The following is a 26878-nucleotide window of genomic DNA, read 5'->3' on the forward strand; positions in this document are numbered from 1 at the left end:
AACTCCGAGCCTCCGCGATCGCGTTCGCTGAATGGGCGGTGCTTGAGTTCCTCCTGTCCGGTAAGCCGCGGAGCAGCGGCGCGAACGCCATACGCGTTTGTTGGCATGGCAATATCGACCGTCACAAGCCAAGCTGCGAGACCACCGCTACTTTCTGCTTAGCCTTGCTCGAACATCGCGGCAATCGCGTCGACGACGACGCGCACGCGAGCCGTGCGTGCGAGATCAGCATGCAGCACAAGCCACACATCGTAGGATGCCGCTCGCTTGCGCATCGACCAGATCCGAACAAGATCGGGATCGCGCTTGGCGTGATAGGTTGGTAATTCCCCTAAGGCCAGCCCCGCCCGGATAACGCTCGCTAGCATCAGGCTAGAATCCAATTCTGCGACGATCCTCCCTTGCGCGACGGACTCGCCTGCGAGCGTCGCGCCCTGCCTGTTCGTGACGCCGGGTTGATAGATCGCCAGGTCGTGGCCGGCGAACGCCGAGCCCGGTCGAGGTCTACCGCGTGCGTCGAGATATTTCCGGGATGCGTAGAGGCCAACCTCCCACTCGGCCAGTCTGCGCACGATCAGATCCGATTGTGCCGGGCGCAGGGTGCGGACAGCGATATCCGCTTCCCTTCGACCGAGATCGAGCAGCTTCGTCGTCGTGGTGAGAATGACTCTGATGTCCGGGTGGTCGATGCGGACCCGATCGATCGCAGGAATGACGAAGTCGATCGCGAGAGAGTCCGTGGTTGTGACCCGGACATCGCCCGCCACGCGCGCATCCGATCCCGCGCTACGGTGTTCGAAGGAGACCGCAAGGCGCTCCATTGCCTCGCCCGCTTGCAAAGCTTCCTCGCCACTTGCCGTCAGCACGTACCCCGCATTGGTGCGCAGGAAGAGTGTTGAGCCCAGGCACTTCTCGAGCGCAGCGAGGCGTCGTCCTACCGTGGTTTGGTCGACACCCAGCGCCAGCCCGGCCCCAACCAGCGTGCCAGCGCGATAAATCGCGAGAAAGATTCGAACATCGTCCCAGTTCATGTCCACCGACAGAATGCGATTTTGCAGCCATTGCCTGCATTTCTATGCATTTTCGCACGTCGCAATCCTCTTTAGCAATCCGCTCTGCCGGCGGCGGACGCCGTTCGTCAATTTCGGCGCAATTCAACCGCGTCCGAGCGCAGGAGCTATTCATGCGACCCACACTGGTTCTTGTCGTCGCAGCGCTGAGCGCTTTCGGCCTCATTGCCTCGGACGTCTATTTGCCCGCAATGCCCGTGATGGCGCAGCAACTTGGGATTGCGGGTTGGCAAATGCCACAGACGGTGTCGATCTACCTGATGGCGCTCGCGGCGGCGCAGCTCTCTTATGGTCCGCTGTCGGACCGGTGGGGCCGCAAGCCCGTTCTCGTCGCGGGCATCCTTCTTTACATCGCTGGATCGATCGGTTGCGCCTTGGCCGTTGGCTTCACGGGTTTCCTAGGCTGGCGCATGGTCGAGGCTATTGGCGCGGCTTCGGGGCTGGTCATTGGTCGTGCCGTCATCGCCGACACATGCGACAAGAAGGCCTCCGCAAAAGTATATAGCGTGGTCTATCCGCTGGTATCGCTGTCGCCCGCGCTCGCTCCTGCCATTGGTGGCTACCTTGCGGCCGCATTCGGCTGGCGGACCGATTTTATCTTTGTCGCTGTGTTTGGTGCCATCGCGCTATGTCTGACTTTGATGCTGCTCAACGAAACGGGTCCGAAGAAGCGTCACGACGGCGCTTTTTTGGCCGGATTTACCGTCGTGTTGCGCAACGGCGCGTTTATTCGCTACGCCCTCGTGGTCTGCGCGATCTACTGCGCCTGGTTCGTGTACTTGACCCAGTCCCCCTTTCTTTTCGAGCGCCTCGGCTTGCCGGAAACAGTCAGCGGGTGGCTTTATCTGCCGCTCACTTGCGGGATTATTCTGGCCAACTTTGTCTCGAAGCGGCTGATCGAGCACCTGTCCTACGATGGCATTGTTACCGGTGGTGTATGCTTTTTCTGTCTCGGTGGTCTGACCTTCGTGTTGACTTTGGCCTCGCCAGTCATGAGCGCCGCCACCATTGTCGCACCGATGTTTCTGGTTAGCCTGTCGAACGGCTCGTCACTGTCATTGGCTGTCTCGGGCGCTATTGCCAGCGAACCAAAACATGCCGCCACCGCGTCCGGGCTGGTGGGGTTTTTCCAGATCGGAAGCGCGTCGCTCGCCGCGCTGGGGGTGAGCGCCTGTTTCGGAACCGGGAGGGCGGTATTGGCAATAGCCGTCCTTTTTTTCTCGATCATCGCCGCGACCGCGACCATCCCTCACTGGATCGAGGCGCGCAGAAGACTCTAGTCCAACAACTGTGTGCCAGGCGAGGTCGCGGCCAATCAACGGTCGCACTCGCCGGGAAAATCCGTATGCGGTCTTGATAGTTGTTCCGCGCTCGGCTGTGTGGGCGCCCATCACGATAGCGCGAGCGCAGCATTTGTGTGCTGCGCTGACGTCGCTGGCTACTTTATCAAGGCTTCGGCCCAAACGTCGAGAGATACGATGAGTGTTGAGAATCGTCTTAAGGATCTCGGTATCGAGTTGCCAATATCGGCACCTGCAGGCGCGGCATACACGCCGGTCGTTGTCCACGATCGGGTAGCCTATGTCAGCGGACAGCTTCCACGGGATGGAGACTTTGTCCATGTCGTGGGCCTAGTCGGGCGGGATGTAACTTTAGAGGAGGGCAAGCGAGGAGCTCGGATCGCGTTCATTCGCGCCTTGGCTGCCCTCCGTGGAGAGTTGGGGACGCTGGATCGAGTCGACCAAATACTCAAGTTGACAGTCTTTGTGCATAGCGCTGCCGATTTCAACCAGCAGAGCTTCGTGGCCGACGGTGCGTCACAGCTAATCTTCGAATTGTTCGGCAAAGATCGCGGCGCCCACGCGCGGACCAGTGTTGGGGTTGCTCAGTTGCCCCGAAGTGCCGCGGTTGAGGTTGAGGTTGTTGTGGCACTCAAGTAGCAACTCGTCCTCAACTAGTTCTCCACGTAACCCTTAACTTGGAATGCGATCTGACTACGGGCGTGGGCGTCTCGCTTGTGCCCCAGGCTGCCGCTTACGGCCAACGGCGGCGCGGCGTGACGTTCGCTCCGCTCTCGCCGCCTGTTCCGATGGCGCCTCTCACAGTTGTTTGGCGTGAGGAGGACATCTCGCCAGCGCTTCGCGAGTTCCTCGTCGTGACCGACGCCGAACGGAAGAAGCTTGCGTCTCATGTCGGGACCATATGCGCTGCGTCTGAAAAAAAACGCAAGTCGTATTGGCCAATCCGTCGAGCCTTGGTCCACACTCCCCCAATGAGCAGAGAGGATTCACGCAAGGGCTTGATTATCGTCACGGGCGGTTCGCGCGGCATCGGCGCGGTCGTGGCGCGCTCTTTCGCGCAAGCTGGTCACCCGGTCCTGATCAATTTCTCAACAGATTCGCAGGCCGCAGACGCCTTTGTGCAAGAGCAGCGGCACGAGGGCCTCACCTTGCATTCGATCCAGGCTGATCTCGCCAATGAAGACGGCGTTCTGAGGATGTTCGGGGCTGCTGACAGGCTCGAGGTGCCACTAGCCGGCTTGGTCAACAATGCTGGGGTCACAGGCGGCTTTGCGCGCCTTGAGGACCTTCGGGACGACGTCTTGCGCCATGTTTTGGCGGTCAATGTCGCCGGCCCATTCCTTTGCGCAAGGGAAGCCGTCCGACGCCTTTCGACACGGCGCGGCGGCAGAGGGGGGAATATTGTCAACGTCTCTTCCATCGCGGCGAAACTCGGCGGAGCGGGCGAGTGGATCCACTACGCCGCGAGTAAGGGCGGACTCGATACTCTCACCGTGGGGTTGGCGCTGGAAGTCGCGGGTGAGGGGATTCGTGTCAATGCGGTCGCGGCCGGACTGATCGAGACAGGGCTACATGCGGCGGCTGGAGCGCCTGATCGCCTCGATCGCCTCGCAAAAGGCATTCCGATCGGGAGAGCTGGGACCGCAGAAGAGGTCGCTTCGGCCATCATTTGGCTCATGTCGCCCGCCGCTTCTTATGTGACCGGTGCGATCGTTCCGGTCGGTGGTGGCCGCTAGCAAATGCCGAGGCTGTCTCGTGAGATCATCTGCGCGGCCGAGGGCTACGTGCCAACACGAAATTTGGCCACCGACGCTGTAACCTTTTGGCAGATAGATCGGAACCTTAGATCACGAGTCTGGCAGCATTTGCCGGGACCTTCATAAGCTGCCAGGAGATTGCGATGCATTTCACGAGGATGATGGCTGTGGCCGTGTTGGCTCTGGGTCTTTCTGCGGGTTTCGGCTCCGCCGTTTTCGCTGCGACAGAGGTGCCGTTCACGCAGCAGGCGTTCGATGCCGCCCAGCATCAGGGCAAGCCGATCCTGGTCCACATCACCGCCCCCTGGTGCCCGTATTGCGCCAGGCAGAGGCCGATCCTGAGCAGCCTCGAGAACGAAGCCGCGTTCAAGGATCTGGTCGTGTACAACGTCGATTTCGACACTCAAAAGGACATTGTCCGGGCCATGGACGCCCAGAAGCAAAGCACACTGATCGTGTTCCACGGTGCCGCCGAAAAGGGGCGCTCAACCGGTGATACCGATGCCAATTCGATCAAGACGCTCCTCGAAAAGGCGAACGACTAGACCCAGGGAATATCGTCGTGACCTTGCCATTCGCCAGCATCGGGTTCGGATTCGTCGCGGGCATACTCTCGACCCTGTCCCCGTGCGTCCTGCCACTGCTGCCGCTCGTGCTCGGGCCTGCGCTGGCCGTGCATCGCTTAGGTGTCCCCGCATTGGTCGCGGGTCTTGTGCTGTCTTTCGCCAGCATCGGGTTGTTCGTTGCCACGATGGGCTTCGCGATCGGCCTCGACGGCGATGTGTTTCGCGACATTTCCGCCGTCCTTTTGGCCGGACTGGGGGCCCTCCTGCTGAGCGGCGCATTGCAGCAGCGCTTCGCGATAGCAACCGGCGGCGTCAGCAATGCCGGAAGCCGGCTCATCGCCCGCGTGACCCCGACCGGTGTCAAGGGGCAGTTCGCGGTGGGCGTTCTGCTGGGCGCCGTCTGGAGCCCCTGCGTGGGACCGACGCTCGGCGCTGCGTCGGTGCTTGCGGCCCAGGGCCACGATCTCGTAAGCGTGGCAGCCGTCATGGTCGCATTCGGGTTGGGAACGAGTGTCCCCTTGCTCATCGTTGGATCGCTTTCCCGAACGGCGATGATGCGCTGGCGGGGCAAAATGATGAATGCTGGAAAGGCGGGCAAGCTCTTGCTAGGCGGAAGCGCGGTGACCGTTGCAGTTCTTATCCTGACCGGCGCGGATCACGCACTGGAAGCCGCGCTTGTCGCCGCGTCACCGGCCTGGCTGACCGACCTCACCACGCGGTTTTGAGGTGTCCGGTTTGCGTGCGGCGGACCCGCAGGAGTGGACGGCACTCATGGTGCTGGGGCAACGTGGAGACACAAATGCCTATCACCGCCTGTTGCTCGGCATCACGCCCTATCTGCGAACGATTGCGAACCGAGCGCATCGCAACGCGAGCGATGCCGAAGATACCGTCCAGGATATCCTGCTGACACTGCATGAGGTTCGGCACACATACGACCCGTCACGCCCGTTCAAGCCCTGGCTGGCTGGTATCGCGCGGCATCGTGTTGCGGATCGCTTGCGCGCTCTGGGGCGCGTGGCGGCAGGAGAAGTGATGTTGGAAACCGAGCACGAAGCCTTTGCCGCCCCCGACCAGCATAGTGAGCTGGCACTGGATGGTCGAGCTATGGACGCCGCCCTACTGGCACTTCCGCAGGGCCAGCGCCAGGCCATCACGCTTTTGAAGTTGCAGGAGAGGTCATTGAAGGAGGCCGCCGAACAGAGCGGAATGTCGATTGCGTCTTTGAAGGTTTCTGCCCATCGGGGCATCAAGGCGCTCAGGCGCCTCCTGGGCGAGGGAGGCAACTAAAAGATGGATACCACCGACCTCATCCAGAGCCTGGCGAACGCCGTGCGGCCAGTGCGCGTCATTCGTCCTCCGCTCTTCCGGGCCGGCTGTTGGCTCCTGATCGCACTTGTCGTCGTGGTCCTGCTCGCCGTCGAACATGGTTTTCGGTCGGACATCGCAATCCAGCTGCGCAACCCGTCTTTCGTCGTTGGGACTACGGCCTCCTTTCTGACGGGCGCGCTGGCCGCCTTGAGTTGCCTGATGGCAAGCCTGCCCGACCGTTCGCGGTCCTGGCTGATGCTTCCGCTGCCGCCGCTTGCGGTGTGGATGGCGACCCTTGGCTATGGTTGCTTGACAGACTGGGTCAGTTACGACGCGGGCAGCCTGCGGATGGGCGCGGCTTTTCAGTGCTTCGCCACGGTGCTTCTCGTCAGCCTACCACTGTCGGCATCGATTTTTGTGATGTTACGTCACGCCGTCCGCCTGCGCCCGGCCCTGGTGACGTTGGCAGCCGGACTGGCCGTTGCGGGCATGACTTCGACGGCCATGTCGTTGCTTTATCGCCTCGATGCCACCATCATGAACCTGATGTGGAATCTTGGAACGGCAGTGCTGATTGTCATCATTGAGGCTATCGTTGGTCGGCGTGTCCTGACGAGGATGGCGGTCTCGGCCGGCCCCCGGTCCGACCGGTGAAATGCGTCCACCTCCGAAGCTGGCCGGGCGGTAACACCGCGAATTGTCTTTGTGCCGGCGCCCTGCGAAGCAGGGTGCAAACGATGGCAATGGCCAGGTCGACGACCTCGCCTGCAAGCCGGAATCATGCCGCTGCTCACTGAGCATCCGATAACGCCTGAGCCACGACTGCGTCGACTTTTGTGAGGTGCTCGAACAAAAGCTTCGCTGGGCGCGACAGCGAGTCCTTTGCGCGAATACAGGCAAACATGCGCCGCTCGGTCCAGGTGTCGGTCAGCGCCACCTGCCTGATCGACCACGACCCCGCGGCGCGGCGGGCGTTCGACAGTGACACGATGCCGATGCCGACGCCTTCTGAGACGAGCTGGCAGACCTGAGCGTCGTCGCGCATCTTGATCCTGGTCTTGATCTGGCGCCCGAGGCGTTGGGCCTTCGCGGTGAAGAGGCCATGGCTGGGACCAGCGACGAATGGAAAGTCGAGGACGCGGCTGAAATCGACCGCGGCGCTTTCCGTTAGGGGATGGCCGACTGGCGTGAGTCCGAGCTCAGATGGGTGGGCTGGATCACGGCAGAACCGAACTACGGCCAGCGGACGGAGCAGCTACATTGACTACTGAACCATGAAGCGGGAGTGATATGGCAGGCTGGCTGCACCCACGGCTTTTGGTGCGACCGAATTGGAGCCCAGAAGGAAATCCACCTCGGGCAATTCATCGCGGAGGTCCGCGATCAGGTCTTGTCCGACCCCCGTCGGCGCGTAGCTCAAGATGACGACGGATTTGAAGCTCACGAAGCTCAACAGCGACTGCACCGATCTCGCGATCTGCCGGCAGCAGTCGCGCCGCCATCGCGCATAAAGCGCCTCGGCGGCTCCGGACAAGACGCCCGCCCCGATGTCGTCCAGCGAAAGCTGGTGTACCTTCAATTCATCCCGCAGCCGCGACAATCCCACGTCGTGGCCGAGGCCGGCCTTTCCGCTGTGAATCTGGTAGTTCAGGATCAGCCGGCTGTGCAGGTGCGATCCGAGATAGAAGAACAGGAAATCCGACAGCGAGCGCGCGCTGCCAAACAGGCTCTCGCCGCCGGCGGCCGCGGTGATGTCGTTCTGGATGTAGACCGACAGGCCGAGCTTGGCTTCGATGCCGGCCTGCACATCCGCAAGATCTCGTCCGAGCAGCTGCCTGACATGCTGGCTTGCATGTGCATCGTCCGGCACTGCCAGTCCAATTCCGGCAACGCGGGCGCGGTTCGCCGGTGAAAGGGTCAGAAGTCCCTGCTCGATGCTGGCGGCAAGTTCGCCGGACGACTCCTGCAAGGCCGGGTAGGGGTGCGCCGCGTGATACTGAACCGATCCGACGAAGTCGATGAGCGCAACGTTCACAGCGTTCTCGCCGAAGCTGACGCCGACCGAGAATGCTCCCTTTGGATTGAGCGACAAAGGAATCGTGGGCGGTCCGACGCGGCCGCGCTGGGCTTCGCCCTTCGAGACCAGGCCTTCCTGTTCGAGCGAGCGCACGATGACGGACACCGTCTGCGCCGAGAGCCCCGTCTTCTCGCCGATCTCGAGCCGCGAGATTCCCATGTTCTGCAGCAATAGCGACAGCACCAGGCGCTCATTATAGCTGCGCACCGTCGGCGCATTGAGGCCGCTCGCCCGGTCTGCGATCCGCAGCGGGTTCGGGGGCGCAAATCGCATGTCAGGCAAAGGGAGTGCTCCTCATGTCCGAAGAACCGCCGAGCGGGTTCTTCACCCCTTACGCTCCAGAGCTGGCCAGCCGATTGCCTCGATCTCCTGCGCCAATGCCGTGCCAAGCGCGCGATGCGCATCCGCGTTCAGATGAAAGCCGTCGGCCTCATCGCACTGACACACGGCGCCAGCATTGAAGAAATGCACCCCGAGGGAATCTGCCATGATTTCGAATTCCAGTGCCAGCTGCCGCGACTTCTCCGCGGCGCCGGCGAAGATCGATTTCCATTCCTTCACATCGTCGAGGATCGGAGGAGGGGTCACGATCATGATTTCAGGCACGCTGCCGCCGGGGCCCGGCGCCAGCTCCCTGAGATCGTAGATCAGGCAGCCGATCCCCATCGCGACCTCCGAGGCCGGCTTGTTAAAGCGGACCTTGAGGTCGTTGGTGCCGAGCATGATGATTACGAGATCGAGCACCGTGTGGCTTTGCACGCAGGGGCGCAAATAGGTCCGCCCGTTCTTGTGCGCGCCCTCGATCGGATCGTCGTGAACGGTCGTTCGTCCGCTCAGCCCTTCTTCGATCACGTACCAAGCGGGCCCGAGCTCGGCCTGAAGCACGCCCGGCCACCTAGTGAGCCGGTCATAGCGCTCAAGGGGACCGCGGCCCGGAATCTGGCCGTGCGTGTTGGAGTCGCCAAAACATAGAACCGAACGCACCGGCATCGTTCTGAATCCTCGCGCTTTTTCGTGCGCATCATTGGTCACCTGGCGCCGAGACTGCAAGTTCGTAATTGATCATTCAATCTGAATAATTATTGACACGGTAGCACGAGCGTGCGCATCTTGGCATCGCTGGCGGTATCGCCAGCCTTGGGGAGGTAAGGACGCCGTTGGCGCGAGCTCTTCGTCAGAAGAGCCGATCCATCCATTTACGTGCTGCAACCACGTACGCCGCAGAGCTGCGGCGGGCGCGCGGCGGCCTGCGCGCTCTCCCTCTCGGAAGCAAAACAACTCGGCACATCACGTGCGGTGAAGGGAGGATTTGATGCAACAGGGATTGAGGACGCTCGGCCTCGGGTTGATGGCCGCGATCTGGCTCGGCGCCGGCGCGGCAAACGCCGAAGAGGTCAATCTCATGCAGGGCGTTACGCCGCGCCCCGGCGATGAGCGGGCGACGGCGGCGAACCAGTTCAAGAAGAACGCTCCGTGGAAGATCGGCATGAGCCATTTCGGCGTCAACGCCAATACCTGGACCGTCCAGATGGCGCACGATGCCGAAGCCGCCGCGAAACTCGACAAGCGGGTCGGCCAATTCATCCTGCTCGATGCCAATATTAGCCAGGCCAAGCAGGTCGCTGATATCGAAGACCTGATCGCGCAGAAGGTCGATGCGATCATCGTGACGCCGCTGACGCCGACCTCGGCCGATGCCGGCATCGAAAAGGCGGTAGCGGCAGGCATTCCGGTCATCGTGCATACCGGCCTGACTGAAACCGACAAATACACCGTCGACATCCAGGGCGGTGGTGTCCACTTCGGAAAGGTGATGGGGGACTTTCTCGTCAAACAGCTTGGCGGAAAGGGCAAGATCTGGGTCCTGAGAGGACTTCCCGCGCATCCGGAAGACATCAACCGCTACAAGGGGCTATTGGAAGCGATCAAGGGCACCGACATCAAGATCGTCGCGGAAGATGCCGGCAAGTGGCAGTACGACGTCGGCAAGCAGGTGTGCGAGACGTTCTATCTGAACAATCCGCAGGTCGACGGCATCTGGTCATCGGGGGCCGACATGACGCGCGCCTGCGTCGACGTCTTCCAGCAATATGGCGCAAAGATTCCGCCGATCACCGGCGAAGGCAACAACGGCTTCTTCGCGCGGTGGATCGAACTCGGCTTCCCCTCGATCTCACCGGAATACGGTCCCGAACAGGGCGCCGCCGGCTTGCGCGCCGCCGTCGCGCTGCTGGAAGGCAAGTCGCTTCACAAGCGCTACATTTATGAGCCAGCGGGCTGGGACCTCGAAACGGCCAAGAAGCACTATCGCAAGGATCTGACCGCCAACGTCTGGTTTCCGACCAGCCTGACCGAGCAGGATCTGCAGAAGTATTACGGCAAGCACTGAGCCACGGCCGCGCCGGCGCATGGACATGCGTGCGCCGCCGCTGCGCTTCCCTCACCAGAGCAACGGTTCACGCCCATGACGGTGACGCTTGTCCAGATGACGTCGGTCTCGAAGGCGTTCGGCGGCATTGCCGCGCTCGAGAATGTCGACTTCCAACTTAAGCCCGGCTCCGTCCATGCCCTGATGGGCGAGAACGGAGCGGGCAAATCCACGCTGATGAAGATCCTGGCTGGCGTCGCTCAGCCGGACAGCGGCGTGATCAGGAAGAACGGCAAGGTCGTGCGCTTCTCGTCGCCGCGCGAGGCGCTTGATGCCGGCGTCTCGACGGTATTCCAGGAGCATTCGCTGCTGTCCAATCTCTCGATTGCAGAGAACATGTATCTCGGCAAGGAGCCGCTCACCAGGTTCGGACGAGTTGATCAGGTGCTGATGGAGCAGAACGCGCGCGACACGCTGCGCGGCCTCGGCCTCAATCTCGATCCCGCCACGCTGGTCGGAAATCTGTCGATCTCCGAGCGACAGTTCGTCGAGATCGCCCGCGGCATCTCGGCGCGCGCCGATATCGTCATCCTCGATGAACCCACGGCCGCGCTCAATGCGGCCGACGTCGATGTCCTTAACGCTCAGATCCTCGCGCTCAAGAAGGCGCAGAAGGCCGTCGTCTACATATCCCACCGGATGGAGGAGATCTTCAAGGTTTGCGACACGATCACGGTCCTGAAGGACGGACGGAACGTCGACACCGTCGCCGTCTCGGCGATCACGCCGCGGCAGTTGATCGCGATGATGGTCGGCCGTGAGCTGGCCGAACTGTTTCCGCCGAGACCCGCGCAGCGGAACACCGAGGTCGTGCTGTCGATCGACGGGCTTCGCCTGACGCCGGGCGCGCCGCCTTGCTCGGTCGTTCTTCACCGCGGCGAGATCATCGCTCTGGCCGGCCTCGAGGGGCAGGGGCAGCGCGAGCTCGTGAGGTCGCTGGTCGGACAATACGCGGCGCATGAGGGCAGCGTCCGGGTGAGGGGAACGCAGCTTGCGCTGCCGCTCTCGGAGGACGACGGAATCCGCGTGCTGCAGGCGCTCGGTGTGAGCTTCGTGCCGGAGGACAGGAAGCTCGAAGGTCTGTTCCTTGACCTGTCGCTCGCGCACAACCTGACCATCGGCCTGCACAGCCGGCACTTCGAACTGAAGACCGCGAGTAGCCATCGCGACGTGATCGCGAACTCGATCAAGAGCATGTCGATCAAGGCCAGGCCGACCATGCCGGTCGGCACGCTCTCGGGCGGCAATCAGCAGAAAGTGCTGCTCGGCCGCTATCTGGCGCTCGAGGCAGACATCCTCCTGATCGAGGAGCCGACGCGCGGCGTCGATGTCGGCGCCAAGGCCGAGATCTACAAGCTGCTCCGTCACTATGCCAACGCAGGTGGCGCGGTCATCGTCCTCTCGCGGGAAACGCTTGAGCTGATCGGTCTGTGTGACCGGCTCTATGTCATTCACGACCGGCATGTGGTGGCGGAAATGGCGGCGGAAGACGCCACCGAGCACGCCATCCTCGAAGCTGCACTTCATCGCTAAGCGGAAGATGGTCGAAATGACAAAGGTTGGTCTCATTCTGCTTCGCCCGAACTCGCGCTACGGGTCGTGGACTGTTCCGCTGCTCGTGGCGATGGCCTGCTGCTCGGCCCTCGCGGTCTCGACAGCCGACTTCGCGAGCTGGCAGAACATCCTCAACCTGGTCGCACAGGCAACGCCACTCATCCTGGTCAGCATCGGCCAGATGATCGTGATCCTGGTCAGGGGGCTCGATCTGTCCGTCGGCTCGGTCGTCAGCCTGACGACGGGAATCCTGTCCCTGAATGCGCCCGTCTACCTGACGATGCCGGCTGCCATGCTGGCGGCCGTGCTAGTCGGGCTGGTCAACGGCATCTCCGTAACCCGTTTTAAGGTCCATCCGATCATTGCCACCCTCTCGATCATGGGGATCACGCAGGGCGTGACCATGTTCGTGCGGCCGTCTGCCGGGGGCACCGTTGCTCCCGAGATCGTCTCCCTGGTCAGCGGACAGTTGTTCGGCATCTATATGCCGGTGATCTGGACGATCGTTGCATGCGCGATCGCCTGGAAGATCGTGCACGGCTCCCGCTTCGGATTGCACCTGTTCGCGATCGGCGGCGGCGAGACGGCGGGGACATTCGGAATCTCCGAGCAGCGCAACATCCTTGCGGCCTATGTGCTCAGCGCCTGCTTCGCCGCCGCCGCTGGCATCTTCCTCGCCGGCAGGATCGGCTCCGGTGATCCCAACATCGGTACGCAATATGCGGTGGACTCGATCACAGCCGTGGCGCTGGGCGGAACGCAGCTCGCCGGCGGCATCGGAAGCCTGCATGGCACGGTCATCGGCTGCGCCCTGCTCGCCCTGATCGCGAACGGCATGAATCTCCTCAACGTGTCGGCATTCATCCAGACCATCATCAAAGGCCTGATCCTTCTTGTCGTGATCTCGCTTCAGCCCCGCAAGAACATCGGCCTGTAGACATGTCCCCGCGCTCGCATCTCGTCCGCGCCGCGCTGCGGATACCTCCGTCCTACGTGGTCTTTGTGGCGCTGCTCGCCACGCTCTGGGTTTTGCGGCCGAACCTGATGAATGTCGCGATCCTCGGCACCTTCGCCCGACAGGTCGTGCCGCTCGGAATCGTGGTGCTGGGCCAGCTGCTCGTCATCTCCTCGCGGTCGATCGATCTGTCGGCCGGTGGAATCATCCTGCTCATCAACTATCTGATGTCGTCCGGGCTGCTTTACCGATGGCCGTTCGCGTCCGTCGTCTTTCTCTGCCTCGGCGTAGGATTGGCCGTGGGTCTCTTGAACGGGCTTCTCATCGGCAAGCGGCGTGCATCGGCCGTCATCGTCACGCTTGCGGTCAACATCGTCCTGATCGGGCTGGTTGAATATCTCGCCAACGGCAAGCCGCCGGGCGACGTCCCGACCTCGTTCCGCGATCTCTACAATGCGCGCCTCTGGACGATCCCCGCGCCGGTGATCTTCTGGGTCGTGCTGGCCGGAATCATGAGCAGCTTCCTCGGCGCCTCGATCTTCGGACGCTTCGTGAGATCGATCGGTAGCAACCCGGTCTCGGCGCATTTCTCCGGCGTTCCGGTCGAGCGCACCGTGATCGTTGCGCACACGATCTTCGGGCTGATGTCGGCGGTGGCCGCGCTCGTTCAGACATCGTCGATCGCTGTCGGCAGTGTCAGGTTCGGACCCGAACTGGTCATGAATTCGATCGCTGCGACGATCCTTGGCGGCGTCGTGTTCGGCCGGCCTGCGGAAGTGTGGGGACCGTTCGCCGGTGTCCTCTGCTTCACGCTTCTGTTCGCGGTCATGACTACGATGGGGGTGCAGGAGCCCGGCAAGCTCATCGTGCAGGGGCTGATCATCCTGCTCGCCGCGATCTTCTACGGCATACGTTCTAAATCCAACTGAGTGAGGTAGCGATGACGCGACGTATTTTGTGCTTTGGCGATTCCCTGACCTGGGGATGGGTCGCTGTCCCGGAAGGGTCTCCCACGACCCGCTTTCCCTACCACCAGCGCTGGACAGGCGTCATGGCGGCCAAGCTGGGCGCCGACTACGAGATTGTCGAGGAGGGCCTGAGCGCGCGCACAACATCGATCGACGATCCCGTCGATCCAAGATTGAACGGCGCTGCTTATCTTCCATCGGCGCTGGCAAGCCACCTTCCGCTCGACCTTGTCATCATCATGCTCGGGACCAACGACACCAAGAGCTACTACCATCGCACGCCGTACGAGATCGCCGTCGGCATGTCGAAGCTGGTGGCCCAGGTGCTGATGTCGGCCGGCGGGGTGGGCACGGTCTATCCCGCGCCGAAAGTCCTAGTGGTGGCACCGCCTCCGCTTGCAGCCCTGCCTGATCCCTGGTTCCAGGGAATGTTCAATGGCGCACATGAAAAAACGGTCCAGCTCGCGTCGCAGTACGAGGCGCTCGCCAGTTTTATGAAGGTGGAATTCCTTGATGCGGGAAGCGTGACATCGACGGATGGCGTCGATGGGATTCACTTCACAGCGACGAACAACCTGGACCTAGGAAATGAACTCGCCGCAAAGGTGCTGGATATATTGGGATCAACAGCAAGATAGAGCGTCGGGTCGTACTGGTCGGGCGAGTTTCTCGCGGGCTCAGCGACTGCCTGGCTCGCCCAACAACAGTTTGCCGCTTACGCGATTTTGGCGTGCTGACGACGATGTCAATACGCTCAAGACCAAGGTTTGGGGGCAATTGACGAGATGCTTCCGCGCACCATTGACGTTGTATCAGTTCAGCGCGCCCTGATTAGTCCAATCGCAGCCCCGTAGATTATCCGGCGCGTGCTTCCGTGGTACGCGTGCCACACATTGTAACCAAGAACACCTAAGCGGCCGCTCGGAAGCGCAAGTTAAGATAGTTGCAGGCCATCAGAACATCTCTAACTGCGACGCCCAGATCGCGGAAATGGGCCGCCCGTCTAGAGCGGCCTTTGCGTCCGCAAGTTCTGATAAACGCAGGGACGCAGTTTGACTCCTTAGCTGGCGAGTGGACGGACGCGCAAACGGCGGGTTCTGCGCGCTATCGGGATGGCATACTCCGAGCTAAGCTGCTCTCCAATAAGAAAACAGGGCTTTCTGCCGTAGCTCAAATGGTAGTTTTGGTCCAGGAAGGTCGAAAATGCTTTATCTTTCAGGGGAGTTGACTGACATTCTCTCCGCCGCTGCAGTGCTCGCCTTCGTTTCCGATCGTTCGGACCGACAGCAACGCCAATGAGTGTCGCGACAAAGGCTATTCCGGCAAGTTACCCGACGTTACGCTTCGTCACCACAAAACTTGTAGCTTCTGAGCGTGAGCTCGGAGGACGGGTTTCGCGATGAAGAACTTGGCGGGCGAAGCTCAAACCGCGACAACGTCGAACGAGAGATTCGCGACGACCTCGCCTATGTCTACTCCATAACCCTCTAACGCCCTTCTTTTCAAGATCGCAAAGGCGTGCCGTCCTGTTTGAGGTGCAAAGCTGACACGCTGGGGATAGGATCTGCGCCGTGAAACAAACCGTCTCTCTTGAACGACCTGGTCAGCGATCCACAACCTCGTCGCCATCTTGGAGCGTATGTTTGCGCACCAGGAAGGAGTGACCGTCGCTTCCTCCTTACGGGTTCCCGACAAGGACACCGGTCGGCTTCGCGAACATGAAGTGGTCCAAAACCTTCGTTAAGGTAGCTGATTGTTCGCGCGAGATCTGTGACTTGTAGAAACTACGAGTCAGGCGGTGGGAGGGCGCTTACCATCGATGAGGTGATGCAAGCCGGCTTGGATCGCCTTGTCACTGCGCTTGGACCACGATCTGTAATAGGCCACCGCCGTCATGATTGACAGCCCACCAGCACCAAGAAGGAATTGAGCAACGACGCCGTCGGAGGTTCGTTCAAGGATAAAGGCGGCGATAAATGAAAGGTAGATTCCGACGCAAAACACCTCGAGAGACTGTTGGCCGCATTTCACCAACGGCTGCCAGATGGCGGCCTTCAGTCTCGGCGCATCGATCGGTACGAATCGCACCACGACGATGATCAGAATCAGTAGATGCAAGACGCGATAGGGAGCCAGGTTGGTTTTGTCGTTGGGGTTGAAGGCTTCGAACAGAACGCGTGGAATTATTGCTTGAAGTTCCGGTACTAGCGCCGCCAATGTCAGTACTGCTGCAAAGAGAAGATAGAGGATGCCGACCAGACCTACCAGCGGGGATCGGACCAGGAAATGCAGCGTATCGACCCCGCCCAACGCCAGCCAGGCGCCAAGCACAAACAGAAGTTGCCAGGCGAGTGGGTTGAAATACCATACTCCGGAGGGGTAGGAGGGCAAATTCCATCCAGATTGCCTGGTTGCGAGATAAAGCAGCACGGAGGCGAGCATGACTGCATTCCGGTGTCTTAGCATCAGCCAGAGAACGGGTGGAAAGCAGGCCATCAGAATCACGTAAAGCGGCAGCACGTCCAGATTTACCGGCTTGTATTTCAGTATCAATCCGTGAACTAACGCTTCGACCGGAGCGCTAGTCAGGGGGGCAACGTTATATCGGTCGATGAAATCCGGAGCATTGAACGTCTGCGATAGGAAATGAATTGAAGCCAGATAGAACATCAATAACAAAACGTGGGCGACATAGATTTGCCATACGCGTCGCATCACCCGGGTCGCTCCGAATACGAAGCCGCGCTCACGTGTTCGCCTGGCATAGACGATACCCGACGTATAGCCGGAAATGAAAACGAATAAGTCCGCGCCGTCGCTGAAGCCGTATTTTCGTAGCGTCAGCCAACCGAGCACGCCGCTCGAAATGTGGCCCAGAAACATCGCCCAGTTTGCGAGCCCGCGAAATAAATCTAGGCGCAAATCCCGCTGCGCGGGTTGGAGCGAAATGGCGACGAATCGCGCTGACGTCCCAGCTGCGTCACCAAGACCGCGTTCGCCTGCGCGACTTGTCGCCTCAAGGGGCGGTAATCGTGCTGGAATGCCCATTGCTAAGTCAAGAGGCCGCCGGCTGGCCGCAAAACGAACTTCCGCACAGCGTTGGCGAAACCCTCACTCTCATTGCTGTCCGTAACCGCGCTGGCCTGAGATTTCACCTCGTCGCTGGAATTTCCCATAGCAATCGAAAAGCCACTCTTGCGAAACATGAACACATCATTCGGCATGTCCCCAATCGTCGCAATCTGGTCAGGTCGAATATCAAAAAACTTTGATAAGCTGGTCACGACCGATCCCTTGTTGGCCTTCGGGTGAGTCACATCAAGATAGTAGGGCTGAGAGCGGGCCGCGCTTGCCGTCTTGCTCAGAGCCCGTCGAGCCACCTCCTCGCAATCGGCGACCAGTTTAAGATCATCGGAGACACCAACTATCTTGACGGCTCGAGCCAAATGTTCGTCGCCAAAGAATGTCACGACTTTCGCCTCGAATTGTACTGTCGATGTCTCACGCGCAACATGCGGAGCGTTCTTGTCGCGGATGAACCAGTCGTCAGCTGTGTAGATCCAAGCATCAAGATGATGGTCGAGCATCAATTCGAGGGTCTCCCTCGCAGTCGCGCGATCGATTGTGTGACTCTCGATGACGGAGAGGTCGGGGTTAACGAACACGCCACCGTTGAAGCCAGCAATCGGCCCCTGCAGATTGAGCGGTTCGATAAGCATGCTCATGCCGCGTGGGGGGCGTCCGCTGGTGATGGCAAGCGCAATGCCGCTGTCATGCAGCTCTGCTGCCGCTGCCTTTGTCGCTTCGGTGAGCATCTTGTCCCGGGTAACCAGTGTCCCGTCTACGTCGGCCAATAGCAGGCGGATGTCGCTCCGCCCGTTCACGACATCTGCTCCGATGTCCTAGGGTGAAGTTCGAAACGCTCGTATTGGCTCAGAAGAAATCGTTTGGTCTGCTTGAACAACATATTGCAGCGGGCTCCATTATGAGGTTGTTCGCGTTGTCCTCCAATTCGCCTTGACCGTTCGAGATCGGACCTCAGCCTAACGTGATTGTTAGTTCATGTGTAAGGCGGTCATCGGCGATTTCAAGACGTAGAGGACGCTGGGCTAGCAAAGTCCCATCCATCCGGGCTGTCGCGATGCCACGTGTGACGCCTTTCGGATTCTCGACCTTAATGTGTAGCTTTGCGGAACGACGTCGAAGCCTTATCTCGAAGCCTGGCCAGCTATTAGGGATACAAGGATCAATAAGCAGAGACGATCCTTCACACTGTAAGCCCAAGATGCTTTCGAGCCCCGCACGCTGCATCCAGCCGGCAGAGCCTGTGTACCAGGTCCAACCCCCATGGCCGACGTGATGGGGGGCGGCGTAGACGTCGGCAGCGATTACGTAGGGCTCCACCTTGTAACGCCGCAACTCGGCCCGGGTTCGCGCGTGATTGATCGGATTGAGCTGCCAGAACAGATCCGCAGCCTTGGCGCCCTCGCCAAGGCGCGCGAGCGCTATTACCGACCAGGCGGCGGCATGAGTGTATTGACCGCCGTTCTCACGGATACCGGGCGGATATGCCTTGATATAACCTGGATCGTGGGCGACGCCGTCGAACGGTGGCGTGAACAACAATGCCAAACCATCGTCATTATCGATTAACTCGTGTCCGACGGCCGCCATTGCCTGAGCCCCGCGCTGGGCATCCGCGACGCCCGAAATTATCGCCCAGGACTGGGCGATGGAATCGATCCGGCATTCGTCGTTCGAGGCCGAGCCGAGGACGGTGCCATCGTCGAACCATGCGCGTCGGTACCAATTGCCGTCCCATGCCTCCCGTTCAAGAGCCTGCTTCAGCGCAGCGGCGTGTTCGCGCCAGGTGCCGGCGTGGATCTTATCGCCGCGAGCGTCCGCGAGCACGACAAAGTCTGTGAGCGTGGCGTGGAGCAGCCAGGCCAGCCAGACGCTCTCCCCCACGCCTCCGCGACCAACGCGATTCATTCCGTCGTTCCAGTCACCAGTGCCCATCAGCGGCAAGCCGTGGGGGCCGAACGCAAGGCTGCTATCAAGCGCAAGGGCGCAATGGTCGAAGAGGGTAGCGATCCGGTCCGAGGTCGCAGGCACGAAGAAGCGATCGTCTTCACTTTCGGTCAGCGTAGTTCCTTCGAGGTAGGGGACGGTCTCGTCCAGTATCTCCACGTCGCCGGTAACCCGGACATAGTGAGCGGCCGCATAGGCGAGCCATGCCTTGTCATCAGAGATACGCGTGCGCACTCCCTGGCCCGAGTGCGGCAACCACCAGTGCTGCACATCGCCTTCGACGAACTGGCGGCCGGCGGCACGGATTAAATGTTCCCTGGATAATGTCGGGTGGGCCGCAGCAAGCGCCATACCGTCCTGGAGTTGGTCGCGGAACCCGTATGCTCCACTCGACTGATAAAAGCCGGAGCGGGCCCAGATACGACAAGCAATCGTCTGATAAAGAAGCCAGCCGTTCAACATGATATCCATCGACCGATCGGGCGTCTTGACCTGTACGGTCTCGAGCACATCCTCCCAGTGATCGCGAACATCGTTCAACACCGCGTCGAGATCGGCTTGCCGATAGTGCGCTATTAGCCTCACTGCCTCGCCGGCGTCGGCGGCATCACCGAGAAGTACGAGAATCTCGACATCTTCGCCGGGGGCCATCTCGATGGCCGTCTGGAGCGCGCCACAGGGATCGCGACCCGCGCCAACGGCGCCCGAGAGCTTCATATCATGAGCCAAAGCTGCTGGGTCAGCGAGGCAACCGTTGCGTCCGATGAACTCCCGGCGGTCTGCTGTCCAACTCATCTGACGCCCGCCCATGTCGAAAAACGAGACGCGTGATTCGAAGGCGACATTCCATCGGTTTCGGGCAAACATCGCACCAGAAGTGGAATCGATCTCGGTTGAAATGAACGGAGCCGATTCGGCGCGGGAAGCGCCGAGTGTCCATTCCACATAGGCCGTGACAGACAGCCGCCGTAGGCGACTGGTGGTATTGCGGAGTTTGAGGCGAGAGATCTTTATGGAATCAGCACATGGCACGTAAGCCATTAGGTCTGAGGCGATGCCATGTGCTTCATGCTCGAAGCGGTTGTAGCCCCAGCCATGTGTTGCCACGTAAGCGGCCGTGTCATCTCGGATCGGAGATGCGGTGGGACACCATAGTTCATCAGTGTCCTCATCCCTCAAGTAGAGTGCTTCGCTTGGCCGATCGGCCACAGGATCGTTGGACCAAGATGTCAACTGATGCTCGCGGCTATTGACCGACCAGGTGAAGCCGGCGCCTTCGGCGGACATTTGAAATCCAAAGACAGGATTGGAGATGACATTGATCCAAGGTGCTGGAGTTGTCTGTCCCGGCCCTAATATCGTCACATACTCCTTACCGTCGTTCGCGAAGCCGCCTAGGCCGTTAAAGTATTCGAGTTGTCGACTTGGCATAGCGACAGGCTGCGGATGAGCAAAAAAGCGGGGCTTCCGGACGACACGTAGCGGACCATCGGCTGCTGCGATGTGTTTGAGTTGTTCGGCGAGACCGCCGCGCTCAGCGCGCAGGACCACCCTCGCAACAGACTGAAGAAGTCCAATTGCATGTGTTGGTACGATGTCCGCGCGCAGGATGAAGATCTGGCCACGGCCAACGTCCCTTAGAATCCGTGGCTTCGCCTGATTGGCCCGCGCGAGGTTCTCCAGCTCGGTCTGCAAGTCCTGAACGTAAGAGGGAGCGCGCTCATTGATGATAACAAGGTCGACCTCCAGGCGCTGGTTGCGCCAATATTCCGTAGCTCGAAGCATTTGGCGCGCGACTCGGATGTCTTCGACGTTCGAAATTCGAAACAGAATGATCGGCAAATCGCCAGAAATGCCCAGCGACCAGAGCGCTGACTGACTTCCAGCACCACGCAAAATGGTCTCAGATGACGGACGAAGGGACGGTGCAGCGTACACAAGATGCCCGGCCAGCTGCTGAAACAGGCTCGCCTCGGCCCGGTCGATCCCGAGGTGATGAAGCTGCACCTGCGCCTTGGTCCAAGCGAGCGTGGAGGCGCGATCGAATGCGCTTATGTCGTTCGTCTTGTCGACGACATCGAGAACCTTCGCACGCGACTCGGCTACCATGGTCCAAAACGCAATCCGAACGGTAGCACCGGGCGAGAGGCGCACACGGCGTCGCAGAGCGAAGATGGGGTCGAGAACCGCTCCGGTGGATCCCGAAAGCAGACGTCCGTCGAACACAGCAGCAGGGCCGCGGACGTCGCGACCGCGACCGAGGAATCGGCTCCTGCTGGTCTCAAACTCGGCCCTGCCTACGCCGTCACCCTCGGCCACAGAATGGTGTGCAACCCACGCCTCGGGCTCGGTGGGTGAGCGACGGCGCCGCGTAGCCAAGATGGCGCCTGGACCTGCAAGGTATTCGGTCTGCACAAACAACTTGGAAAACGCCGGATGGGAAGCGTCAGCGGCCTGAGGCGCGATGACGACTTCCGCGTAGGAGGTGACCTCAAGCTCGCAAATTCGTGAGCCAGAATTTGAGATGGTTACCCGACGCACTTCCGCGTCGTCTTCCGCAGAAACGACGACATCCAGGGTGGTGTGCAATTCGCCGTCTTGTCGCGAGAAAGAAGCTCGATCCTCACTGAATCCTACCTCGTAATGGTCTGGCTCGATGCACACTGGTTGCAGACCAGCCGACCACACCCGATCACTCTCGACGTCCCTTATATAAATGTACGATCCCCAGTCGTCGCAGACGCTGTCCTCTCGCCATCTTGTTACCGCCAAATTCCGCCAGCGGCTGTAACCAGAACCTGCGGACGTCAGCATAACGCTGTAGCGGCCATTCGATAGCAGTTGCGTGGCCGGCATCGGCGCATGAGGATAGGCGCGGCGATAAGTGGCTGAGGAATCGAGCCTGCGGATTCCTTCTGACGATGTGGCGTCGCTGGCCCAGGGCGAGCGCACCGCAACTTCCTTGGGCATTGGCTCTTGAAGGAGAAGTTCCGTGGCGCGGATCATCGGCTCGGTGTGAAATCGCGATTGCGTGGCGCCCTCCATCAAGGCGTCGGCGATCGCGACAATGGTCATGCCTTGGTGATGCGCCATAAAAGCGCGGATGACAGCAACGGACTGTCCTTGTGGCAGCCGACTGGGCGTATAATCAAGCGCTTCGAACCAGCCGAATCGGCCCCGACCGCCTTCCGACGCCAACCGCTCAAAATTTCGCACAGCTGCTTTTGGATCTACGATGGCTGCAAGCGCTGTCGCATAGGGAGTGACCACGACGCTCTGACCTAAACCGCGTTTCAGGCCGAGCCCTGGAACTCCGAAGTTCGAATATTGATAGGTAAACTCCGGATCACGGGCGTTGTAGGCGGACTCCGAAATTCCCCATGGGGTGCCGAGTGACTCGCCGTATTCGATCTGACGTCGCACAATCACGCGGTTCGTCTGTTCAAGGACGCTCATCGTCGGCGCACGCATGACCAGCGAGGGCATCAAATACTCAAACATCGAGCCCGACCAGGAGATAAGCGCAGCGGCGGCGCCCACCGGAGTTACATCATGAGCGAGGCGAAACCAATGCCTGGCTGGCAGATCACCCTTGGCGATGCCCACGTAGCTCGCAAGCCGGGCTTCAGAGGCCAATAGGTCGTAACAATTCTCGTCTAGCGCTCCCTGCGGACCCACGAATCCTATAGAAAGCAGCATTCGTTCCGTATTGAGCAGGAAGCCGAACTCCATCGACAACGCCATTTTCCTGGAAATGTTGCCGATCGCGGTGAGACGCGATCTTGTTTCGGTTGCCACCGAGGACGTAATGTCCCGATGATGACTAGCGATTGACTTGCGGGTGGCCTCAACCCAGAACAGAAGATCCGAATGGGACGCATGCTCTCGTTCGATAGCAAGTGCCCGGGTAATGTCCGCCAAAGTTTCGGTGACCGTCGATAGTCTTGCGAGCCGTTCGGCGAATGTCTTCGGCGTGAGCAAAGAGGAGCGCACCTGAGAAAGTGCCAAGGCTAATGTTTCGTCGAACTGACGCCAAGTGACAGTTTCGGTGCGTCGGCTGTCCCGGAGCTTGTCAACCTCTTCGCGCACGAGGTCGAGCGCGTCGCGTACGCCCTCAAGTCTCTTTTCCGCGCTCAGTGGCAGGACACTCCAACTATCACACGCGTTGGCGAGCGCGATCAGGTGCCCCGCCAGATTGCCACTATCTACCGTGGAAACGTATTGCGGATCGAGCGGCCGCAGATCAGTCGTATCGTACCAATTATAGAAATGGCCGCGAAAACGGGCGAGAGTGCCCATCGTCGACAGCGTCGCCTCTAGTCGCTCGATGGCGTCTACGATACCGAGCCACCCGAAGTCGTGCGCGCTGGCGGTCGACAGTAGATAGAGGCCGAGATTGGTCGGAGATGTGCGATGGGCGAGGACAGGTGATGGATCTTCCTGGAAATTGTCGGGCGGAAGCATGTGGTCATGAGTCGTAACAAAGGTCTCGAAGAACCGCCAGGTTCGACGAGCGATTAGCCGCAAAGCACGGACGTCCTCAGGACCGGGTAAACGCTTCGCGATACCCGACGATGGAAGACTAACCCAGTAGGCAATTGCCGGAGAAGCGAACCACAAAACGCCAAACGGCGCCGCGATGAGCCACGTCTGGTCACCGGAGATCCAAGCCGCCACGGGGGTCACCACGCCGATAAAGACCGCGCCTGCCATCCATCGATAGTAGGCAAGCACGGTCGGCTTCCGACCGATGCTGGCTTGGCTGGCCGGCGTCCATTCGAGAAGATCATGGTGGGAAATGAACAATCTCCACACCGTGCGGATAATTGCGTCGCTCATCAGCCACGCCTGATGAGCCAAGAACGCGACAACCAACATGAATTGCAGAAAAGCGACGCGAAAATCCGCCATTACACTTCGAAAATGATGGCTTAGACTTAAGCTCGCATGGCGCGGAACAATTGCTGCGGCCAAAACCGGCACAAAGCTGGGTAATGCAATCGTACCCAGGATAAAAAGAGTCCAGATGACGGCGGCGTCAAACGGTAGAAGCCAACCAGCAAAAAGGGCGAGTAGACTAGTTATTGGGGAAGATGTGCGCCGAAGATTGTCGACCATTTTCCATCTGCCGCTGGCAGGCATCATTGCGGATCGCTTCCGTCCTTCGCCCAGAAGGACACTCCACCCGAGAATCCACGGCAACAATTGCCAGTCTCCACGCGCCCAGCGGTGATAGCGAAGAGCAGCAACGTCGTACCGAGCCGGGTACGCCTCAACGACTTCGACGTCTGAGGCGAGCCCGGCACGGGCAAACACGCCCTCGAAGAGGTCGTGACTCAGCAGCGTTGAATCTGGCGTTCGGTCAGCCAAGGCAGCTTCAAACGCGTCCACGGCATAGATGCCTTTTCCCGTATAAGAACCCTCCTCGAACAGATCTTGATAGACGTCGGAAATGGCGGCTGCGTAGGGATCAATGCCGCCCAGGCTCGCAAACGTGCGCTGATACAGAGACCCCTCCGCGCCTATTGGAAGCGCTGCCGTAACCCGAGGTTGTAACACAGCATGCCCTTCGACGACCCGTTTGGTGGCAATATCGAGGCGCGGCTGGTTGAGAGGATGCGCCATCTTGCCGATAAGCCGTATGACGGTGTCGCGCGGAAGCATGGTGTCGGCATCAAGCGTGATGACGTAGCGAACGTTCTGCGGAACGTGCAGCGGGCGACCGTCGGTCGTTAGAAACGTTGTGTCGGAAGCACCTCGCAGCAGTCGATTCAGTTCGTGCAACTTGCCGCGCTTGCGTTCCCATCCGATCCATCGACGTTGGCTCGCATTCCATACGCGTCGGCGGTGTAACAACAGGAAACGTTCGCCTGCAGGCGCGGGCCCGTGCCGACGATTGAGACGCGCAATGCCGTCCGCGGCTGCCCGGCGCAACTCCTCATCGCTTTCGGCGGTTTCGCTCGGAGCGTCGGTCCAGTCCGACAACAAAGCGAATTGGACATCGCCAACTTGGCTGGCGAGATAGTGAATCTCCAATCGTCCAATCAATTGATCGAGCGCTTCGCGCGTAGTCAATAGCGCGGGCACGACCACGAGAGTCCGCAAGGATTCAGGGACTCCGCCGCGAAGCTCCATGCCAGGCAGCTGTGTGGCACCGAAGCGCTGCGTGACACCCTGATTAACCAGCGCCACCGCGGCGTCCAATGCTGGAACGGCACCCAACGTGCCGAGCAAGCCCAGCAAAATCCAATCAGCGTTGGCTTCGGCGTGGGCCATGATCGGAAGCGCGAGGAGAAGCACGGCAACAGCTGCTCCAGCACCAACATAACCGCCGATGCCGAGCGCGCGGTAGAATCGGCCCAAGATGAGTTGAGGCCTTGCTCGAAAGCCAATTGCGGCCTCGAACTCGACGCGCCCGCCGCCGCAAAGATAATAGCCCGGATCTGCTCGCCGCCCGTCGATTTGCGGAACTTCGGAAAGCGCCTGGATTCCAATCTGAACCACACGGCGCGCAACCATCAATTCGCTGAGGTTAGAACCGCGGGCAAGTTCTTCGATTGCCGTCCGATACATGTTGCGGGTGGGGAAATCCATTTCCCGAAAGCCGCAGCCGTCAGCCAATACGCTATCCACGAGGTTGACACGCTCGAAAATGACTGTCCAATCCACGTCGGACATGTGACGCATACTTGTGATGATGTTGCGGACGGTGGCGTTGGCTGCGACCTGTCGCTCTTGCTCATAGCGAATTGCATCTTCCACGGTTCTTCCGCATGGGGCCAACAACTTGTCTACGTGGGTCAGGAGGGAGTCAGCGGCCGCACCTCGATCCCGCAGCCGGTGGATGAGTTGGACCAGAAATGCGTCGGGCAGCTCCGTACGCTCCAACTCCTTTTCAATCGTCGCCGACGGCTTGGCGCTGCGCCCATCGACGCCCAACAAGCGGTCAGCCAATCCGTCAGCTTTGCTGCGCTCGTTCCTACTATAAACGACGCGCTCGGCGATGCGCCTGAGGTTTTCAATCAGAACAAGTCGGAGTGTGATCGCGGATGCCCAAAGCTCGCCGATCGTCAGATATTGAACTTCTTGGTAGGCCCGAAGGAAACCGCACCAGGAATCGACGTCGAAACGGCTGTCAGTGTGAGCCACATACGCCCATGCGATTTCGAACACCCGCGGGTAACGCGCGAAGGGTCCCTCAGCAAGTTTGGGCAATTGCCGATAATAACCGGTCGGCAAATCTGTACGAATTTCACGGACTTGACGCTCCACTTGGTGAAAATTGTCGATCAACCATTCCGCTGCTGGGGTGATCGCGGCTCCAACCGCGACTGCGCCGCAGATGGATTGATAAGAGACTAATAGACTGGCTTCGTTATCGGCTAGTCGATCCAAGAGCGGACGCCCTTTTTGCCGGTGTGGCCGGACGGCTTGGGCTGTCGCCAAACTCCGCGCGTGGCTCTCTAATCGTTCGGAGCTGAAGATCACCTCCCTAATAACGTTCGAATCGTCCCAAGGTGATTTCGGCATCACGCGTCCGAGAAAACTTGTAGAACGTCTCATCGATACCCTTCACAGCCGGTACAAGCACGTGAGTTGAGCAGGATCATTCCTTGATCGTTGCCGACGATTGCTTCAACGGCTCTGGCCAAACCTCAAACAATGGCACACTGCTGTGCATCTGCGTGTTAAACATAGCGGCAACGATCATTGCTCGACTGATCATCCCTAACTTCCGTGCCTGACGATCCGACCTGCCGGGACGTTAGACAAACGAATTCTATTGTCGTTTAAATGCAGTTTTGCCGATGTATGAGATTGCGCGTCAGTCCTGCGGACGGAGTACTGATCGTTTGACCG

At 60.1% G+C, this 26878-nt stretch carries 19 protein-coding genes; 12 read left to right on the forward strand and 7 right to left on the reverse strand.

Going from position 1 to position 26878, the window contains the following annotated elements; all coding sequences use genetic code 11:
- Positions 1-158: 158 nt before the first annotated feature.
- On the reverse strand, positions 159-1031 hold the full coding sequence (locus ACVIYL_RS14850) for a LysR family transcriptional regulator (protein WP_456778967.1): 873 nt from the start codon (positions 1029-1031) through the stop codon (positions 159-161).
- Between the two features lie 152 nt (positions 1032-1183).
- Here ACVIYL_RS14850 and ACVIYL_RS14855 point away from each other — a divergent pair, with 152 nt between their 5' ends.
- From ACVIYL_RS14855 to ACVIYL_RS14885, 7 genes are all read left to right on the forward strand, one after another.
- Entirely contained in the window at positions 1184-2350 is a 1167-nt protein-coding gene (locus ACVIYL_RS14855) for a multidrug effflux MFS transporter (RefSeq protein ID WP_456778968.1), read from the forward strand.
- Between the two features lie 198 nt (positions 2351-2548).
- Positions 2549-3010: a RidA family protein gene (locus ACVIYL_RS14860; protein WP_456778969.1), complete on the forward strand. Its 462-nt coding sequence runs from the start codon at positions 2549-2551 to the stop codon at positions 3008-3010.
- A gap of 215 nt (positions 3011-3225) precedes the next feature.
- Positions 3226-4107, forward strand: coding sequence for an SDR family oxidoreductase (locus ACVIYL_RS14865; RefSeq protein WP_456778970.1), 882 nt, complete (start codon positions 3226-3228; stop codon positions 4105-4107).
- Between the two features lie 164 nt (positions 4108-4271).
- On the forward strand, positions 4272-4673 hold the full coding sequence (locus ACVIYL_RS14870; protein ID WP_456778971.1) for a thioredoxin family protein: 402 nt from the start codon (positions 4272-4274) through the stop codon (positions 4671-4673).
- Positions 4674-4690: 17 nt separating this feature from the next.
- The gene (locus tag ACVIYL_RS14875) at positions 4691-5419 is read left to right on the forward strand and encodes a cytochrome c biogenesis CcdA family protein (RefSeq protein WP_456778972.1); all 729 of its coding nucleotides are present in this window, start codon (positions 4691-4693) and stop codon (positions 5417-5419) included.
- A 46-nt stretch (positions 5420-5465) separates the two neighbouring features.
- Entirely contained in the window at positions 5466-5984 is a 519-nt protein-coding gene (locus tag ACVIYL_RS14880; RefSeq protein ID WP_456778973.1) for a sigma-70 family RNA polymerase sigma factor, read from the forward strand.
- 3 nt (positions 5985-5987) lie between these two features.
- Complete coding sequence (locus ACVIYL_RS14885; protein ID WP_456778974.1) at positions 5988-6659, forward strand: NrsF family protein; 672 nt, start codon at positions 5988-5990, stop codon at positions 6657-6659.
- Positions 6660-6795: 136 nt separating this feature from the next.
- On the opposite strand, the gene ACVIYL_RS14890 is transcribed toward ACVIYL_RS14885, so the two are convergent.
- From ACVIYL_RS14890 to ACVIYL_RS14900, 3 genes are read right to left on the reverse strand one after another with little or no spacing between them, the layout of a single operon-like run.
- The gene (locus ACVIYL_RS14890) at positions 6796-7260 is read right to left on the reverse strand and encodes a LysR substrate-binding domain-containing protein (protein WP_456781827.1); all 465 of its coding nucleotides are present in this window, start codon (positions 7258-7260) and stop codon (positions 6796-6798) included.
- A 9-nt stretch (positions 7261-7269) separates the two neighbouring features.
- On the reverse strand, positions 7270-8355 hold the full coding sequence (locus ACVIYL_RS14895) for an ROK family transcriptional regulator (RefSeq protein WP_456781828.1): 1086 nt from the start codon (positions 8353-8355) through the stop codon (positions 7270-7272).
- A 51-nt stretch (positions 8356-8406) separates the two neighbouring features.
- Complete coding sequence (locus ACVIYL_RS14900) at positions 8407-9072, reverse strand: SGNH/GDSL hydrolase family protein (protein ID WP_456778975.1); 666 nt, start codon at positions 9070-9072, stop codon at positions 8407-8409.
- A gap of 322 nt (positions 9073-9394) precedes the next feature.
- Between ACVIYL_RS14900 and ACVIYL_RS14905 the strand changes: the two genes are divergently transcribed.
- The 5 genes from ACVIYL_RS14905 (at position 9395) to ACVIYL_RS14925 (ending at position 14625) form a co-directional block, all read left to right on the forward strand.
- Positions 9395-10471 (forward strand): substrate-binding domain-containing protein, encoded by a 1077-nt coding sequence (locus tag ACVIYL_RS14905; protein ID WP_456778976.1) that lies wholly within the window; start codon positions 9395-9397, stop codon positions 10469-10471.
- Between the two features lie 75 nt (positions 10472-10546).
- A complete protein-coding gene (locus tag ACVIYL_RS14910) occupies positions 10547-12043 on the forward strand; it encodes a sugar ABC transporter ATP-binding protein (protein ID WP_456778977.1) in 1497 nt (498 codons plus the stop codon).
- Between the two features lie 91 nt (positions 12044-12134).
- Complete coding sequence (locus ACVIYL_RS14915; protein WP_456781829.1) at positions 12135-13001, forward strand: ABC transporter permease; 867 nt, start codon at positions 12135-12137, stop codon at positions 12999-13001.
- Between the two features lie 2 nt (positions 13002-13003).
- Positions 13004-13948: an ABC transporter permease gene (locus tag ACVIYL_RS14920; RefSeq protein ID WP_456778978.1), complete on the forward strand. Its 945-nt coding sequence runs from the start codon at positions 13004-13006 to the stop codon at positions 13946-13948.
- An 11-nt stretch (positions 13949-13959) separates the two neighbouring features.
- The gene (locus ACVIYL_RS14925; RefSeq protein WP_456778979.1) at positions 13960-14625 is read left to right on the forward strand and encodes an SGNH/GDSL hydrolase family protein; all 666 of its coding nucleotides are present in this window, start codon (positions 13960-13962) and stop codon (positions 14623-14625) included.
- A 1153-nt stretch (positions 14626-15778) separates the two neighbouring features.
- On the opposite strand, the gene ACVIYL_RS14930 is transcribed toward ACVIYL_RS14925, so the two are convergent.
- The 3 genes from ACVIYL_RS14930 to ACVIYL_RS14940 form a co-directional block, all read right to left on the reverse strand.
- Positions 15779-17035, reverse strand: a complete 1257-nt coding sequence (locus ACVIYL_RS14930; RefSeq protein ID WP_456778980.1) for an OpgC domain-containing protein — start codon at positions 17033-17035, stop codon at positions 15779-15781.
- Between the two features lie 2 nt (positions 17036-17037).
- Entirely contained in the window at positions 17038-17871 is an 834-nt protein-coding gene (locus ACVIYL_RS14935) for a Cof-type HAD-IIB family hydrolase (protein ID WP_456778981.1), read from the reverse strand.
- Between the two features lie 154 nt (positions 17872-18025).
- Positions 18026-26413 (reverse strand): GH36-type glycosyl hydrolase domain-containing protein, encoded by an 8388-nt coding sequence (locus ACVIYL_RS14940; protein WP_456778982.1) that lies wholly within the window; start codon positions 26411-26413, stop codon positions 18026-18028.
- Between the last annotated feature and the right edge of the window lie 465 nt (positions 26414-26878).

The sequence above is a fragment of the Bradyrhizobium sp. USDA 3315 genome (assembly GCF_054056795.1).